This is a genomic window from Mycobacterium sp. SMC-11 (assembly GCF_046250095.1).
GTDB lineage: Bacteria > Actinomycetota > Actinomycetes > Mycobacteriales > Mycobacteriaceae > Mycobacterium > Mycobacterium heraklionense_A.
On sequence record NZ_CP176430.1, the window covers coordinates 108,147 to 123,079 of the forward strand.

Consider the following 14,933-nt stretch of genomic DNA (forward strand, 5'->3'; position numbering starts at 1 on the left):
ACATGTGGGCATACCGGTTGATAGCGCCATATCAATTCGAGAAGATCGAGGCCCCCGATCCACGCGAGCAGCAGCTCGGCGCGGGGCAGGTGCTGCTGCAGTTCGTCGCGGCCGGGGTATGCGGCAGCGACCTGCCGGCCTTCCGCGGCGCGCAGGGCAGGTTGCCCGGTGACGACGGCGCCGCGGCCGCGGAGAAGCTCGGCTTCCCCATCCACGAGATCGTCGGCGACGTCATCGCCAGCCGGCATCCTCAGCACCAACCCGGCGACCGGGTCGTCGGTTGGGCGTCGGGCTTCGACGGACTGATGGAACAGGTGATCAGTGACGGCGACGGACTGGTGGCCTACGACCCGGCGCTGGCGCCCGCCCAAGCCGTGGGCCTGCAGCCGTTGGCGTGTGTGCTCTACGCAGTCGAACAACTGCCCGACCTGGCCGGCCGCCATGTCGCGGTGATCGGTCAGGGGTCGATCGGTCTGCTGTTCAGCGCTGTCGCCAAAGCCGCGGGCGCGCGCCACGTCACCGGTGTGGATCCGGTCGATCGCCGAGAAATGGCATCCGCCTTCGGGATTGACACCGTGGCACAGGCGACAAGTGACCGCTGGGTGCACCACCTGGACGCAGCCGACCGCCCGGAGATCGTGATCGAGGCGGTCGGCCACCAGGTCGCCACCTTGGGCCACGCCATCGAGGCGGTCGCTCCCGGCGGCACGGTGTTCTACTTCGGTGTCCCCGACGACGACAGCTATCCGATCAGCATGCGCACCATGCTGCGCAACAACCTCACGTTGATCTCCGGAGTCACCCAGGATCGGAGGCGGATGCTGGAGGTCGCAGGCCGATTCGCCGCGGAGCATCCAGAACTGTTGGGCGACTACGTTACTCACGTCTTCGGTTGCCACGAAGTCCAGGCCGCTTTCGAGTTAGCGACCCGACCGGTGCCGGGCCGAGTCAAGATCGCGATGGTTGCATGACGTCGGCGTTGCGTACCGCCCTCGCGGCCCGGGCCCCGCTCTGGGGCGGCTGGGTCACCGGGCCCACCGTGCTGGGCCCGGAGGAATTCGCCCGCGCCGGCTACGACTACGTGGGTTTCGACGCCCAACACAGTTACCTCGACGACGCCGACATCGCCGCCATGCTGCGGCACACCGAACATCTGCCGATCGCCACCGCGGTTCGATTGCCCAACGCAGACCCCGCCCCTATCGGGCGGGTGCTCGACGCCGGCGCCGACGCGGTCATCATCGCGTTGATCGAGACCGCCGAGCAGGGGGCCGCCGCAGTGGCCGCCACCCGCTATCCCCCGGCCGGAATCCGCAGCTTCGGGCCGCTGCGCCTCGGTCTGGGCCGCGATCTGGCCGGTCTGGAATCGCGAGCGGACGTCTTCGCGATGATCGAGACCGCCGCGGCCCTGGCAGACGTGGAACGCATCTGTGCGGTTCCGGGCCTGGCCGGCGTTTACGTCGGGCCCGCCGACCTGGCGATCTCGATGGGCGTCGACGTCGCCCAAAGCACCACGCACCCCGACCTGCTCGCGGCGATGACACGCATCCGGGGCGCGGCAGCGGAAGCAGGGGTGATCGCGGCGATCCACGGCGGATCGGGCGCGGCGGGCGCGGTGCTAGCCGGGCTGGGCTACCAGATGATCACGCTGGCCGCCGAGTCCCAGGCGCTGCGCCGGGGAGCCCTCGAACATCTCGACGAAGCGAGGGGCCGATGAGCCCGGCACGGGTTGCGTTGGTCACCGGCGCCGCCCGCGGCCAGGGCTGGGCGATCGCCGAACGGCTGCGCGCCGACGGATTCGCCGTCGTCGCCGGCGACATCAACGAGGCCGCGCTGCATGCCGCCGTCACCGGGCGGGCTGACGACGCACTGGTCGGCGTTCGTCTCGACGTGACCTGCCCCGAGCACTGGCACGCCGCGGTGGCAACCACCGTCCAGCGGTTCGGGGCGCTGACCGCACTGATCAACAATGCCGGCACCTTGCACCGTGCGACGATCGCCGAGGAGACACCCGAGGACTTCGAAAAGTCCTGGCGGGTCAACTGTCTGGGCGCATTCCTGGGAATTCAGGCGGCGCTGGATCGACTGCGGGAGGCCGAGGGTGCCGCCATCGTCAACACCTGCAGCACCGGGGCGATCCGCCCCTTTCCGCAGCACAGCGCCTACGGGTCATCGAAGTGGGCACTGCGCGGCCTGACCCAGACCGTTGCCGCGGAACTCATCTCGGCGGGCATCCGGGTCAACGCGGTGTTTCCCGGGCCGATCGCCACCCCGATGCTCGACGACGTGACCCAGCAGCGCCTGGCCGCGGTATCGGCGGGTGGCCGACTCGGTAGGCCCGTCGAGGTGGCTGACGCGGTGGCGTTCCTGGTCTCCGAAGCCGCATCATTCATCACCGGCGCCGAGCTTGTGGTGGACGGCGGACAGTGTCTGCAGATCCGATGAAGATCGGCATCATCGGTGCCGGGCCGGGCGGGCTGGCGCTGGGAATCCTGTTGCGCCGCGCGGGGTTCTCCCACTTCACCATCTTCGACCGGGAGGACGGCGTCGGCGGCACCTGGCGGATCAATACGTATCCGGGGCTGGCCTGTGACGTCAAATCACACCTGTACTCCTATTCTTTCGACCTGAACCCGCATTGGTCGCGGCAGTGGTCGCAGCAGCCCGAGATCTTGGCCTATTTCGAGCGCTGCGCGGCCGACCACGGCCTCGACGCGCATCTGCGGCTGCGCACCGAGATTCGCGCCGCCCACTGGGAGCCGGACCGGCGTCAGTGGTGTCTGATCAGCAGCGACGGCGCGCAGCATCGGTTCGACATGGTGGTCTCCGCCGTAGGGCTGTTCACGCAGCCGGTGCTGCCCGACCTGATCGAAGAACAGCCCTTCGCGGGCACTGTGATGCATTCAGCGCGGTGGGACCATTCGGTGCCGATCGCCGGCGCGAAAGTCGCTGTGCTCGGGACGGGTTCAACTGCGGCGCAACTGCTGCCGGAATTGGCCGACGTCGCCGAGAAGGTGTACTCGCTGCAGCGGTCACCGACCTGGATCCTGCCCAAGCCGGACCGGCGCTATACCCCGCGGGAGCGATGGGCCTTTGCCCGCATCCCGCTGGCCAAGCGGCTGTACCGGATGCGCCTGTGGCTGCGCAGCGAGTCGAACATCGCGGTGATCGAGAACGGCAGCGACAAGACCCGGGAGTTCACCGACATCGCGCGAAAACTCTTGGACAACAACATCGCCGACGACCAGTTGCGGGCGGCGCTGACCCCGGATCACCCGCTGGGCTGCAAGCGCCTGGTGTTCTCCTCGGACTATCTGCCCGCGCTGGCCCGACCCAACGTCGAGGTGGTGACCAGCCCGGCCCGGGCGCTGCGGTCCCGATCGGTGGTCACCGAGGACGGCACCGAGTGCGAGGTCGACGTGGTGGTCTGTGCCACCGGATATGCGGCCGCGGATTACCTCGGTCAGATCGAGGTGACCGGTGAGGACGCCATCACCCTCAAACAGGCCTGGCGCGACGGGCCGCGCGCCTACCTCGGTATGGCGATGCCCGGATTCCCCAACTTCTTCATGCTCTACGGGCCCAACACCAACGTAGGCTCCAACAGCGTCATCTTCGTGTTGGAGGCCCAAGCGCGTTACATCGTTCGGGTGCTCAAACACCTGCGACGCACGCGCAAGTCCTACGTCGCCGTGCGGCCCGCCGCGCTGGCAGACTTCATCGCCAAGGTCGACCGGTGGATGGACGGCACGGTGTGGACCACCCGCTGCAGCAACTACTTTCGTGCCGCCAACGGCCGGGTGGTCACCCAGTGGCCGCGCAGCGCCGGTGCGTTCTGGGCGATGACCCGACGGTTCCGGGCAGCGGACTTCACCTTCGAACCGGCAATCAGTGCGGATCGAACGTGATGATCTGACGGACCGCGGCGCCGTCGGCGAGCTGGTCCATGGCCTCGTTGATCTGCTCGAGCGGCACGGTCGCCGACACCAGCTGCTCGACGGGAAGACGGCCGGCTCGCCACAACTCCACGAAGCGTGGAATGTCACGTGCGGGCACCGCCGAACCCAGGTAGCTGCCGATCAGCGCGCGCCCCTGCGCAACCAGACCCAGCGGGGACACGCTGATCCGGGCATCCGGAGGCGGCAGGCCGACAGTGATAGTGCGCCCGCCCGGTGCGGTCAAGCCGATCGCGGTCTCCAGCGCAACGGGATGACCGGCCGCCTCGATCACCACCGGGGCGCGCACGCCGGCGTCAAGCGCCTGTTGCGGGGTATAGGTGTGCTGAGCGCCCAGCGCGGTTGCGCTGGCCAGCTTGTCCGGCAGCCGGTCGATCGCGACGACCTGCACACCGTCGTGGGCCAGCGCGGTCAGCACCGCGGCCATCCCGACTCCGCCGAGCCCGACCACCGCCACGGTGTCACCCGGCACGGGACGGCCGACGTTGAGCACGGCCCCGCCGCCGGTCAGCACCGCACAGCCCAGCAGGGCGGCCACCGTCGGCGGCACGTCATCGGGCACGGGCACCGCGCTGGTCTGGCTGACCACGGCATGCGTGGCGAACCCGGAGACCCCGAGGTGGTGATAGACGGTCTGGCCAGCACGGTGCAGCCGCTGCCCGCCGCCCAGCAGGGTGCCCGCGCCGTTGGCGGCGCTGCCGGGTTCGCACGGCGCCAGGCCGTCGGTGCCGCATGCCACGCAGTGGCCGCAGCGGGGCAGGAAGGTCAGCACCACCCGCTGGCCCGGCCGCACCGCGGTGACCCCGGCGCCCACCTCTTCGACGATGCCGGCGGCTTCGTGGCCGAGCAGCATGGGCACCGGTCGCACCCGGTTGCCGTCGACCACCGACAGATCGGAGTGACAGACGCCGGCGGCCTCGACCCGCACCAGCAACTCACCCTCGCCGGGTGGGGCCAGCTCCACCTCGGTCACCGTCAGCGGGCGCGAGGCGGCGTAGGGGCGCGGCGCCCCGATCCGCTCCAGCACCGCCCCGCGGATCGTGGTCATGCTGGAATACAACCATGAGTTCGGACGCAGCAGTCCCGCCCGCGCCGGAAGGGTTGACCAGCCAGGACTTTCCGGTGCACTGGCCGGTATTGACCCGGTGGGCCGACAACGACATGTTCGGCCACCTCAATAACGCGGTGTACTACCAGCTGTTCGACACCGCGATCAACGGCTGGATCGCGGCCCACGTCGACATCGACCCGGTCGCGGCGCCGGAGCTGGGGGTGGTCGCCGAATCGGGCTGCCGATTCCTGGGCGAACTCGCCTTCCCGGACCGGCTCGTGGTGGGGCTGGCCGTCACTCGGTTGGGCCGCAGCAGCGTCACCTATCGGCTCGCGCTCTTCCGGGCCCCTGAAACCGGAGTCGACGCCGCCGCGGTACCGATCGCCGCGCTTGGGCACTGGGTGCACGTCTATATCGACCGCAGCAGCCGCCGGCCGGTCCCGATCCCCGACGGGATTCGCGCGCTGTTGGCCACCGCCCAGGTTTAGCTCGGCGGCTGTTTCGCCGGTGGCTATGCTCGGCGGGTGCCGCTCGTGAGCAAGACCGTCGAAGTCGCCGCCGATGCCGCCACAATCATGGGGATCGTGGCCGACTTCGAGGCGTACCCGCAGTGGAATGAAGAGGTCAAAGGGATCTGGGTGCTGGCCCGCTACGACGACGGCCGGCCCAGCCAGCTGCGGCTGGATGCGTCCTACTCCGGTTTCGACGGCACCTTCATCCAGGCCGTCTACTACCCCAGTGCTACTCAGATCCAGACGGTGCTGCAGCAGGGTGATCTGTTCAGCAAGCAGGAGCAGCTGTTCTCGGTGGTTGAGATCGGCCCGACCACGTTGCTCACCGTCGACATGAACGTCGAGACGCAGATGTCGGTACCCAAGCCGATGCTCAAGAAGGCGTTCAGCAACGCCCTGGACTATCTGGCTGACAATCTCAAACGGCGCGCCGAAGAATTGGCTTCGGGCTAGCACAACGCGGGAGAACCGAATTGAGCCACGCAACCGTTGATCCCGCCGAGCAGCCCTACCGGGCGCGTCGACAGAACTGGGTCAACCAGCTGGACCGGCACGCGCTGATGAAACCGGACGCTCCGGCACTGCGGTTCCTGGGCCAGACCACTACCTGGTCGCAGCTGCGTGATCGCGTTGGCGCGCTGGCCGACGCGCTGAGCCGCCGCGGGGTCCGTGCCGGTGACCGGGTGATGATCCTGATGCTCAACCGCACCGAGTTCGTCGAGTCGGTGCTGGCGGCGAACACGCTGGGCGGCATCGCCGTTCCGGTCAACTTCCGGCTCACCCCACCGGAGATCGGCTATCTGGTCACCGACTGCGAGGCCAAGGTGCTGATCACCGAACCGGCGCTGGTGCCGGTCGCCACCGGTGTGCGAGAGCTGACCGGACTGCTGGAGCACGTGGTGGTGGCGCAAGAACCCGGCGACGTAGCAGCCGCGGGCCTGATCGCCTACGAGGACCTGATCAACGAGACCGGCGAATCGCACGCGCCGGTGGACATTCCCAACGACTCGCCGGCCCTGATCATGTACACCTCGGGCACCACCGGTCTGCCCAAGGGCGCGGTGCTCACCCACACCAACCTGGTCGGCCAGACGATGACCGCGCTGCACACCGCCGGCACCGGCACCTCCGACGTGGCCTTCATCGGAGTGCCGTTCTTCCATATCGCCGGGGTGGGCAACCTGCTGCCCGGTATGTGGCTGGGCATCCCGACCGTCATCAACCCGCTGGGTGCGTTCGACGCCGGCCAACTGCTCGACGTGCTGGCCGCCGAGCGAGTCACCGGCATCTTCTTGGTGCCGGCCCAATGGCAGGCGGTCTGCGCTCAGCAGCAGGCCAACCCGCGCGACATCCGGTTGCGGACCATGTCGTGGGGAGCGGCGCCGGCCTCTGATGCGTTGCTGCGGCAGATGGCGGAGACCTTCCCCGGCACCAAGATTCTGGCGGCCTTCGGGCAGACGGAGATGTCGCCGGTCACCTGCATCCTGCTCGGCGAGGACGCCACCAGGAAGCGCGGTTCGGTCGGCACCGTCATTCCGACCGTCTCCGCCCGGGTCGTCGACGAGCAGATGAACGACGTCGCTGTCGGTGAGGTGGGCGAGATCGTCTACCGGGCGCCCACCTTGATGAGTGGCTATTGGAACAAGCCGGAGGCCACCGCGGAGGCCTTTGCCGGTGGCTGGTTCCACTCCGGCGATCTGGTCCGGATGGATGAAGAGGGCTACGTCTGGGTCGTCGACCGCAAGAAGGACATGATCATCTCCGGCGGCGAGAACGTGTACTGCGCCGAAGTGGAGAACGTGCTGGCCGATCACCCCGACATCGCCGAGGTCGCCGTTATCGGTCGCCCCCACGAGCGCTGGGGCGAGGTTCCGATCGCGGTCGCCGCGCTGTCCCGGGCGGGTCTGACCCTGGCCGACCTCGACGGTTTCTTGACCCAGCGGCTGGCGCGCTACAAGCACCCCAAGGCGCTCGAGATCGTTGAGGCCCTGCCCCGCAACCCGGCCGGGAAAGTGCTCAAAACCGAACTGCGCATTAACTACGGGACGGCTCAGGGATCCGACTAGGGAAGCCCCCCAAGCGATGCCGCCCGAAACAGCGATGAGTGAGGTCGCGGCACGTTACTCTCCGGTAGGAAACCCGCGGAGGTTCCGCTCGTTCGATGCCCCTCTCACGCAGCCATCAGGTATGGTCCGATGGTCGCCAAGGGCACTTCGGGCCGATAAGGTGACGCGGGTCTCGCTGAACGACGGACGGAGAAGACACTGTGCGACGCGGTTCCTTGCTGAGTCGTGCGGCGGGATTTCTAGTGAGGGGGGTGGTGTGACGGCTCCAGCGCGTCCCCGTGTCGCCGACTTCCTCCGGGATCGGGTGCTGCCGCCGCTGATCATGGTCGGCGGATTCTTCAGAATGTGTGCTCTGACCGCTCGTGCGCTTTTCGTACGGCCGTTCCAGTGGCGTGAGACCTTGCAGCAGGGCTGGTTCATCACCAGCGTCGCCATCATTCCGACCATCGCGGTCGCCATTCCGCTGACCGTTCTCCTGGTCTTCACACTGAATATCTTGTTGGCGCAGTTCGGCGCCGCCGATGTTTCAGGCGCGGGAGCCGGCATCGCCGCAGTCACCCAGTTGGGGCCGCTGGTCACCGTGCTGGTGGTCGCCGGGGCCGGGTCCACCGCGATCTGCGCCGACCTGGGTGCCCGCACCATTCGCGAAGAGATCGACGCGATGGAAGTGCTCGGCATCGACCCGATCCATCGACTGGTGGTGCCCCGGGTGATCGCCGCGACCGTGGTGGCCCTGCTCCTCAACGCCCTGGTGATCGTGATCGGCTTGACCGGGGGCTTCCTCTTCGGCGTCTACCTGCAGAACGTCTCCGGCGGCGCCTACCTGTCGACGTTGACTCTGCTCACCGGGCTGCCCGAGGTGATCATCTCGACGGTGAAAGCCAGTGTGTTCGGACTTATCGCCGGCCTGGTCGGTTGCTACCGCGGCCTCACCGTCCGCGGCGGCTCCAAGGGCCTGGGCACGGCCGTGAACGAAACCGTCGTGCTGTGCGTACTTGCGTTGTTCGCCGTGAACGTGGTGCTGACCACCATCGGCGTGAAGTTCGGAACGGGGACCTGACATGTCGACATCGACAGTTGTCCGGGGCCGTTTTCCCGGGCTGGTTGCCAACTACCAGCGCTACGTCGGGATGGCTGGCCGCGGGCTCGAAAGGAGCGGTCGGCTCGGCTGGTTCTCGCTGACCGCCCTCCGGCAGATCCCGTGGGCACTGCGCCGGTACCGCACCGAGACGCTGCGCCTGGTCGCCGAATTGGGCATGGGCACCGGCGCCATGGCCGTGATCGGCGGCACCGTCGCCATCATGGGCTTCGTGATGCTGGCCGGCGGCTCCCTGATCGCGATCCAGGGGTTCACCTCGCTGGGCAACATCGGCGTGGAGACCTACACCGGTTTCGCCGCGGCCCTGGTCAACGTCCGCGTGGTCGGTCCGGTCAACGCCGGTATCGCCTTGGCTGCAACGGTCGGAGCCGGCGCCACAGCCGAACTCGGCGCGATGCGCATCAGCGAGGAGATCGACGCCCTCGAAGTGATGGGTATCAACTCGATCGCCTACCTGGTGTCCACCCGCGTGGTGGCAGGCTTCACCGTGATCATCCCGCTGTACGCACTCGCGCTGATCATGGCGTTCGCCGCACCGCAGATCGTCACCACGTTGTTCTTCGGGCAGTCGTCGGGTACCTACGACCACTACTTCCGAACGTTCTTGCGGCCAGACGATGTGTTCTGGTCGTTCATTGAAACCATCTTGATCGCCGTGGTGGTCATGGTCACCCACTGCTACTACGGCTTCAACGCCAGTGGCGGCCCGGTCGGCGTCGGCAGCGCGGTGGGCCAGTCGATGCGGCTGTCCCTGATCACGGTGCCCACAGTCGTGTTGCTCGCAGCGTTGGCGCTCTACGGCGTCGACCCCAACTTCAACCTAACGATGTGACGCGCATGGCAACCGGGAAGCAGAACAAAGTCCACAACCCGCCGTTCCGGATCGCGGGCGTGGTGACCTTCGCGGTCTTGGCGCTGATCGCGGGCCTGGTCTACGGCCAGTTCCGCGGGGCCTTCACCAAGACCACGTCGTTGACCATGGTCGCGCCGCGCGCCGGTCTGGTGATGGATCCGGGCGGGCCAGTGACCTACAACGGCGTCCAGATCGGGCGCGTAGCCGCCATTGCGCCGACCGAGTACGAGAACAAGCCGGCTGCCAAGTTCACCCTCGACGTGAACCCCAAGTACCTCAAGCTGATCCCGTCCAACGTCAAAGCCGATATTTTGGCTACCACGCTGTTCGGCAACAAGTACGTGTCGCTGACCGCCCCGGAACACCCGGCGCGGGAACGCATCACCAGCAAGAACATCATCGCGACGTCGGTGACGACGGAACTCAACACGCTGTTTGAGACCATCAACAACCTGTCCGAACACGTCGACCCGATCAAGCTGAACCTGACGCTGCACGCCGCAGCCGAGGCATTGACCGGCTTGGGTGACAAGCTCGGCGAATCCCTGGTCAACGGCAACGCAATTCTCGACGACGTCAACGCCCGGATGCCTTCGTTCCGTCGCGACCTCAAGGGCTTCGCGACCCTGGCCGAGGTTTACGCCGACGGAGCGCCGGACCTGGTGGGCTTCTTGGACAGCTCGACCGTCACCGTCAAGACGATCACCAACCAGCAGAAGGAACTGGACGCCGCGTTGCTGGGCGCCGCCGGGGTGGGCAACCTCGGGGCGGATGTCACCCAGCGGTTCGGGCCCTACTTCCGTGCGCAGTTCTCCGACCTGGTCCCGGTGTCGGCACTGCTGGACGAGTACAGCCCGGAGTTGTTCTGCGCCATCCGCAACCTTGCCGAGGGCGCCCCCAAGGTCTACGAATTCCTCGGCGGCGACGGCTACGCGCTCGACACCGTCAGTGAACTGGTCGGACCGGCTAACCCGTACGTCTATCCCGAGAACCTGCCGCGTTACAACGCTCGCGGTGGCCCAGGCGGTGCGCCGGGTTGCTGGCAGGAGATCACCCACGACTTCTGGCCGGCGCCTTACCTGGTGGCCGACACGGGAGTCAGCCAAGCGCCGTACAACCACTTTGATACCGGATCGCCCCTGGCTATTGATTACGTCTGGGGTCGCCAAGTCGGGGATAACACGATCAACCCATGAACATCACCAGAACCGCCCTCAAACTCGGTGCCGTCGGCTCGGTGCTGCTGCTCTTCACGGTCGGCCTCGTCGTGGTCTTCGGGCAGATCCGGTTCGATCGGACGGCCCGCTACTCCGCCGAGTTCAGCAACGCCAGCGGCCTGCGTCCCGGGCAGTTCGTCCGCGCCTCCGGCGTGGAGATCGGCAAGGTCAAAAAGGTCCGGCTGGTCGACGGCGGTCGTCGAGCTATGGTCGACTTCGACGTCGACCGGTCACTGCCGCTGTTCCAGTCGACCACCGCGCAGATCCGCTACGACGACCTCATCGGCAACCGCTACATGGAGCTCAAACGGGGCGAGGGCGAGGGTGCCGACCAGCGGCTGCCCGTGGGCGGATTCATCCCTGCCTCCCGCACCGAGCCGGCGCTGGACCTGGACGCGTTGATCGGCGGATTCAAGCCGGTGTTCCGGGCGTTGGACCCGGAGAAGATCAACACCATCGCCTCGACCATCGTCACGGTCTTCCAGGGGCAGGGCGGCACCATCAACGACATCCTGGAGCAGACCGCCCAGTTGACCGCCCACATCGCCGACCGCGATGCGGCCATCGGCGAGGTCGTCAAGAACCTGAACGTGGTGCTCGACACCGCAGTCCGGCACCGTCAGACCTTCGACGAAACGGTCGACAACTTCGACAAGCTGGTCAAGGGTTTGAACAGCCACGCCGACGGGTTGGCAAACGGCACCGCGGAGTTCGGTAACGCCGCAGGCAATCTGGCGGATCTGCTGGCCGACAACCGCACGCAGTTGCACAGCCTGTTCCCGGTGGCGGGCCCGGAGCCGCCAGACCGGCTCAACGACGTCGACGAGCTGCTGCAGAAGATTCCGAAGGCGCTGAAGCTGATCGGGCGCACCGGTGTCTACGGTGACTTCTTCAACTTCTACATCTGCGACGCGACCATCAAGCTTCCCGGATTGCAGCCCGGTGGACCGGTGCGAAACGTCCGGTTGTGGCAGCAACCGACGGGGAGGTGCACGCCCCAGTGAGGACCCTGGAACCGCCCAACCGGGCACGGATCGGCATCATCGGCGTCGCCACAGTGGCGCTGGTGACCCTGGTGGGGCAGAGCTTCACCACGGCGCCGATGCTCTTCGCCGAACCGAGTTACTACGGACAGCTCTCCGACACCGGCGGCCTGACCGCCGGTGACAAGGTGCGCATCTCCGGCGTGGACGTCGGCAAGGTCCAAGACCTGTCGATCGAGAACGACCATGTGCTGGTGAAGTTCTCGGTCGGGGCCAACCCGATCGGGAGCGACAGCCGGATCGGGGTCAAGACCGACACCATCCTGGGCCGCAAGGTTCTGTCGATCGAGCCCAAGGGCGAGCGCCGCCTCGCGCCGCAGGCCGTCCTGCCGTTGGGCCAGAGCACCACGCCCTACCAGCTCTACGACGCGGTCTTCGACGCAACCAAAGCCGCCTCCGGCTGGGACATCGACACGGTCAAGAAGTCGTTGAAGGTGCTGTCGGAAACGGTCGATGAGACCTATCCCGACCTGAGTGCCGCACTCGACGGTGTCGCGAAGTTCTCCGACACCATCGGCAAACGCGACGAGGAGATCACCCACCTGCTGGCGCAGACCAACCAGGTCGCGAGCGTTATCGGTGACCGCAGCAACCAGATCGACGCGCTGCTGCGCAACACGCAGACCCTGTCGGCAGCGGTCAATCAGCGCAGCCAGGCGATCTCGGCGCTGCTGGGCAACATCGCCTACTTCGGCGAACAGGTTCAGGGCTTGGTCCGCGACAATCCGGGCCTGGATCTGAACCACGTCTTCACCGAGGCCTCCAACATCACCGACATGCTGGTGCGCCGCAAAGAAGACCTGCGGGAGATGAACACCATCCTGGGCAGGTACCTGACAATCGTGAACGACGCGATCGCCTCGGGGCCGTACTTCAAGGTCTCGACCCTGAACCTGATCCCGTTCTGGATCCTGCAGCCCTGGGTGGATGCCGCCTTCAAGAAGCGCGGAATCTCGCCGGAGGAGTTCTGGCGCAACGCCGGCCTGCCGGAGTTCCGTTACCCCGACCCCAACGGAACCAGGTTCGCCAACGGCGCACCGCCGCCTGCTCCGCAGGTGATCGAGGGCACCCCCGAGCACCCCGGGCCGGCCGTCGCACCCGGATCGCCGTGTTCCTACGCACCCGCGGCGGGCATGTTCCCGACCCCGGGCAACCCACTGCCGTGTGCCAACCTCGACCCGAATGATGGTCCGTTCGGGCGGAGCGGACCGTACCCGGGCCCGACCGATGTGCTGGTCTCGCCGGCGAACCCGGACGGCCTCCCGGCCTCGCCGGGCATCTCGATCGCGGGACGTCCGGGCGAGACACCACCGGTGGTGCCCGGTACCCCGGTCCCGATGCCCGACGCCAACCCCGGCGGGCGTTCCGAGCCGATGGGCCCCGTCGCGGGTCCGGCTCCCGCCAATCCGGGAGCGGCACCGCCCCCGGCACCGCGGGCACCCGGACCGCCGGCTCCGCCCGGACCCGGCAACCAGTTGCCGGCACCGTTCATCACGCCCGGCGAAGGTGGCAACAGCCAGCCCGGTGGCGGCGGTGGCGCAAGAGGGAGTGAGCGGCCGTGAGTACCGTCTTTGATGTTCGCAACCTGAGGCTGCCGGAGCGGTCGCGGTCGACGGTGATCGTCGGGTCGCTGCTGTTGGCGCTGGCCCTGGTGGCCGGTTTCGGCGGCATGCAGTTGTTCCGCAAGCTGAACAGCACCAGCGTCGTCGCCTACTTCCCGCAGACCGACGCGCTGTACCCCGGTGACGCGGTGCAGATCATGGGTGTCCGGGTGGGCGCGATCGACAAGATCGAGCCCGCCGGCGACAAGATGAAAGTCACCCTGCACTACAACAACAAGTACAAGGTGCCCGCGGACGCCAAGGCGATCATCTTGAACCCGACGTTGGTCGCCTCACGGACCATTCAGTTGGAGCCGCCCTACCGCGGCGGCGCGGTGCTGGCCGACAAGGCCGTCATCCCCGAGGAGCGCACCGAGGTCCCGGTGGAATGGGACACGCTGCGCAACGACGTCACCAACATCATCAACAAGTTGGGACCGACTGCCGAGCAGCCCAAGGGGCCGATCGGCGACGCCATCGAATCGTTCGCCGACGGATTGTCCGGCAAGGGTCAGGAGGTCAACAAGGCGTTCGACAGTCTGTCGGACGCCCTGACCGCCCTGAACAAGGGCCGCGGCGACTTCTTCGCGGTCGTGCGCAGCCTGTCGTTGTTCGTCAAGGCGCTGGACCACAATGACCAGCAGTTCGTCGCGTTGAACCATGATCTGGCCAAGTTCACCAGCAATCTCAACAGCACCGACCAGGCGCTGGCAACGGCTACCGACCAGTTCTACGCGACCATGACGATCGTCAAGGCGTTCCTCAATCAGAACGCAAAGCCGTTGGTGCACACCATCGACAACGTGGCGGAGGTGACGACGGCGATCACGCAGCCGGAGGCGCTGGAGGGCTTCGAGACCGCGCTGCACGTTCTGCCGAACGTGCTGGCCGGCGTGGACGAGATCTACCACCCGGCTCAGGGCATGGTTCTCGGTTCCCCGGTGATCGTGAACTTCGCGAACCCGATGCAGTTCATCTGCAGCGCGATTCAGGCCGGCAGCCGTCTGGGCTACCAGGACTCCGCGGAGTTGTGTGCGGAATACCTGGCACCGGTGGCCGACGCGATCAAGTTCAACTACCTGCCGTTCGGTATCAACATCTGGACCAACGCCTACACCACGCCGAAGCAGATCGCCTACTCCGAGCCGCGGCTGCAGCCGCCGCCGGGGTACAAGGACACCACGGTCCCCGGCATCTGGGTGCCCGACACCCCGACGTCGCACCGCAACACCCAGCCGGGATGGATCACCGCGCCCGGAATGCAGGGTGTGGAGCCCGGTCACGACACCGCGCGACTGCTGACCCCGGAGTCGCTGGCGCAGTTGATGGGTGGCCCCGACCCGGCCCCGGTCGACTCGCAGTACCAGACGCCGCCCGGCCCGCCCAACTCGTATGACGAGTCCGCCGGTCCGCTGCCGTTCATCGGCCTGCCCCCGGGTCAGGCACCGATCGCACCGCCTCCGCCGGGACCGAACGTGATCCCGGGCCCGGTGGCGCCGCTTCCCCCGCGAGGTGATGGCTGATGAGACGGAGGA

Annotated in this window: 14 protein-coding genes; 13 read left to right on the forward strand and 1 reads right to left on the reverse strand. The window is 67.3% G+C overall.

The annotated features are described in order from the left end of the window. Positions 1-2: 2 nt before the first annotated feature. The 4 genes from ACKY0X_RS00550 to ACKY0X_RS00565 are packed head-to-tail and all read left to right on the forward strand — an operon-like array spanning position 3 to position 3,908. Complete coding sequence (locus ACKY0X_RS00550) at positions 3-971, forward strand: zinc-binding dehydrogenase (RefSeq protein WP_409427880.1); 969 nt, start codon at positions 3-5, stop codon at positions 969-971. Next, positions 968-1,717 (forward strand): HpcH/HpaI aldolase family protein, encoded by a 750-nt coding sequence (locus ACKY0X_RS00555; RefSeq protein WP_409427881.1) that lies wholly within the window; start codon positions 968-970, stop codon positions 1,715-1,717. Before ACKY0X_RS00550 ends, ACKY0X_RS00555 begins: the two co-directional genes overlap by 4 nt. Further along, complete coding sequence (locus tag ACKY0X_RS00560) at positions 1,714-2,445, forward strand: SDR family NAD(P)-dependent oxidoreductase (RefSeq protein ID WP_409427882.1); 732 nt, start codon at positions 1,714-1,716, stop codon at positions 2,443-2,445. The genes ACKY0X_RS00555 and ACKY0X_RS00560 overlap by 4 nt, the downstream gene beginning before the upstream one ends. Continuing rightward, positions 2,442-3,908 carry a flavin-containing monooxygenase gene (locus tag ACKY0X_RS00565; RefSeq protein ID WP_409429757.1) on the forward strand — a complete coding sequence of 489 codons (1,467 nt, stop codon included), beginning with the start codon at positions 2,442-2,444 and terminating at the stop codon, positions 3,906-3,908. The genes ACKY0X_RS00560 and ACKY0X_RS00565 overlap by 4 nt, the downstream gene beginning before the upstream one ends. On the opposite strand, the gene ACKY0X_RS00570 is transcribed toward ACKY0X_RS00565, so the two are convergent. Then, a complete protein-coding gene (locus ACKY0X_RS00570; protein ID WP_409427883.1) occupies positions 3,889-5,004 on the reverse strand; it encodes an alcohol dehydrogenase catalytic domain-containing protein in 1,116 nt (371 codons plus the stop codon). The genes ACKY0X_RS00565 and ACKY0X_RS00570 overlap by 20 nt on opposite strands. Before the next feature lie 14 nt (positions 5,005-5,018). On the opposite strand from ACKY0X_RS00570, the gene ACKY0X_RS00575 reads away from it, so the two are divergent. The 9 genes from ACKY0X_RS00575 (at position 5,019) to ACKY0X_RS00615 (ending at position 14,921) form a co-directional block, all read left to right on the forward strand. Next, positions 5,019-5,495 (forward strand): acyl-CoA thioesterase, encoded by a 477-nt coding sequence (locus tag ACKY0X_RS00575; protein ID WP_409427884.1) that lies wholly within the window; start codon positions 5,019-5,021, stop codon positions 5,493-5,495. A gap of 36 nt (positions 5,496-5,531) precedes the next feature. Next, on the forward strand, positions 5,532-5,972 hold the full coding sequence (locus ACKY0X_RS00580) for an SRPBCC family protein (RefSeq protein ID WP_024442929.1): 441 nt from the start codon (positions 5,532-5,534) through the stop codon (positions 5,970-5,972). A 20-nt stretch (positions 5,973-5,992) separates the two neighbouring features. Beyond that, positions 5,993-7,585 carry a fatty-acid--CoA ligase FadD5 gene (fadD5, locus tag ACKY0X_RS00585; RefSeq protein WP_409427885.1) on the forward strand — a complete coding sequence of 531 codons (1,593 nt, stop codon included), beginning with the start codon at positions 5,993-5,995 and terminating at the stop codon, positions 7,583-7,585. A 322-nt stretch (positions 7,586-7,907) separates the two neighbouring features. Then, positions 7,908-8,645 carry an ABC transporter permease gene (locus tag ACKY0X_RS00590; RefSeq protein ID WP_109413487.1) on the forward strand — a complete coding sequence of 246 codons (738 nt, stop codon included), beginning with the start codon at positions 7,908-7,910 and terminating at the stop codon, positions 8,643-8,645. 1 nt (position 8,646) lies between these two features. Next, positions 8,647-9,516 carry an ABC transporter permease gene (locus ACKY0X_RS00595; protein WP_065038959.1) on the forward strand — a complete coding sequence of 290 codons (870 nt, stop codon included), beginning with the start codon at positions 8,647-8,649 and terminating at the stop codon, positions 9,514-9,516. Between the two features lie 5 nt (positions 9,517-9,521). After that, positions 9,522-10,733 (forward strand): MCE family protein, encoded by a 1,212-nt coding sequence (locus ACKY0X_RS00600; RefSeq protein WP_064890489.1) that lies wholly within the window; start codon positions 9,522-9,524, stop codon positions 10,731-10,733. Continuing rightward, positions 10,730-11,758 carry an MCE family protein gene (locus ACKY0X_RS00605; RefSeq protein ID WP_409427886.1) on the forward strand — a complete coding sequence of 343 codons (1,029 nt, stop codon included), beginning with the start codon at positions 10,730-10,732 and terminating at the stop codon, positions 11,756-11,758. Before ACKY0X_RS00600 ends, ACKY0X_RS00605 begins: the two co-directional genes overlap by 4 nt. Continuing rightward, the gene (locus tag ACKY0X_RS00610) at positions 11,755-13,359 is read left to right on the forward strand and encodes an MCE family protein (RefSeq protein ID WP_065038957.1); all 1,605 of its coding nucleotides are present in this window, start codon (positions 11,755-11,757) and stop codon (positions 13,357-13,359) included. The genes ACKY0X_RS00605 and ACKY0X_RS00610 overlap by 4 nt, the downstream gene beginning before the upstream one ends. After that, positions 13,356-14,921 (forward strand): MCE family protein, encoded by a 1,566-nt coding sequence (locus tag ACKY0X_RS00615; protein WP_409427887.1) that lies wholly within the window; start codon positions 13,356-13,358, stop codon positions 14,919-14,921. Before ACKY0X_RS00610 ends, ACKY0X_RS00615 begins: the two co-directional genes overlap by 4 nt. Positions 14,922-14,933 lie beyond the last annotated feature (12 nt).

What these genes read in the sequence shown, in the direction of transcription:
- ACKY0X_RS00550 (WP_409427880.1), top strand. Translation starts at nt 3, where the DNA reads ATGTGGGCATACCGGTTGATAGCGCCATATCAATTCGAGAAGATCGAG.
- ACKY0X_RS00555 (WP_409427881.1), top strand. Translation starts at nt 968, where the DNA reads ATGACGTCGGCGTTGCGTACCGCCCTCGCGGCCCGGGCCCCGCTCTGG.
- ACKY0X_RS00560 (WP_409427882.1), top strand. Translation starts at nt 1,714, where the DNA reads ATGAGCCCGGCACGGGTTGCGTTGGTCACCGGCGCCGCCCGCGGCCAG.
- ACKY0X_RS00565 (WP_409429757.1), top strand. Translation starts at nt 2,442, where the DNA reads ATGAAGATCGGCATCATCGGTGCCGGGCCGGGCGGGCTGGCGCTGGGA.
- ACKY0X_RS00570 (WP_409427883.1), bottom strand. Translation starts at nt 5,004, where the DNA reads ATGACCACGATCCGCGGGGCGGTGCTGGAGCGGATCGGGGCGCCGCGC.
- ACKY0X_RS00575 (WP_409427884.1), top strand. Translation starts at nt 5,019, where the DNA reads ATGAGTTCGGACGCAGCAGTCCCGCCCGCGCCGGAAGGGTTGACCAGC.
- ACKY0X_RS00590 (WP_109413487.1), top strand. Translation starts at nt 7,908, where the DNA reads ATGGTCGGCGGATTCTTCAGAATGTGTGCTCTGACCGCTCGTGCGCTT.
- ACKY0X_RS00595 (WP_065038959.1), top strand. Translation starts at nt 8,647, where the DNA reads ATGTCGACATCGACAGTTGTCCGGGGCCGTTTTCCCGGGCTGGTTGCC.
- ACKY0X_RS00600 (WP_064890489.1), top strand. Translation starts at nt 9,522, where the DNA reads ATGGCAACCGGGAAGCAGAACAAAGTCCACAACCCGCCGTTCCGGATC.
- ACKY0X_RS00605 (WP_409427886.1), top strand. Translation starts at nt 10,730, where the DNA reads ATGAACATCACCAGAACCGCCCTCAAACTCGGTGCCGTCGGCTCGGTG.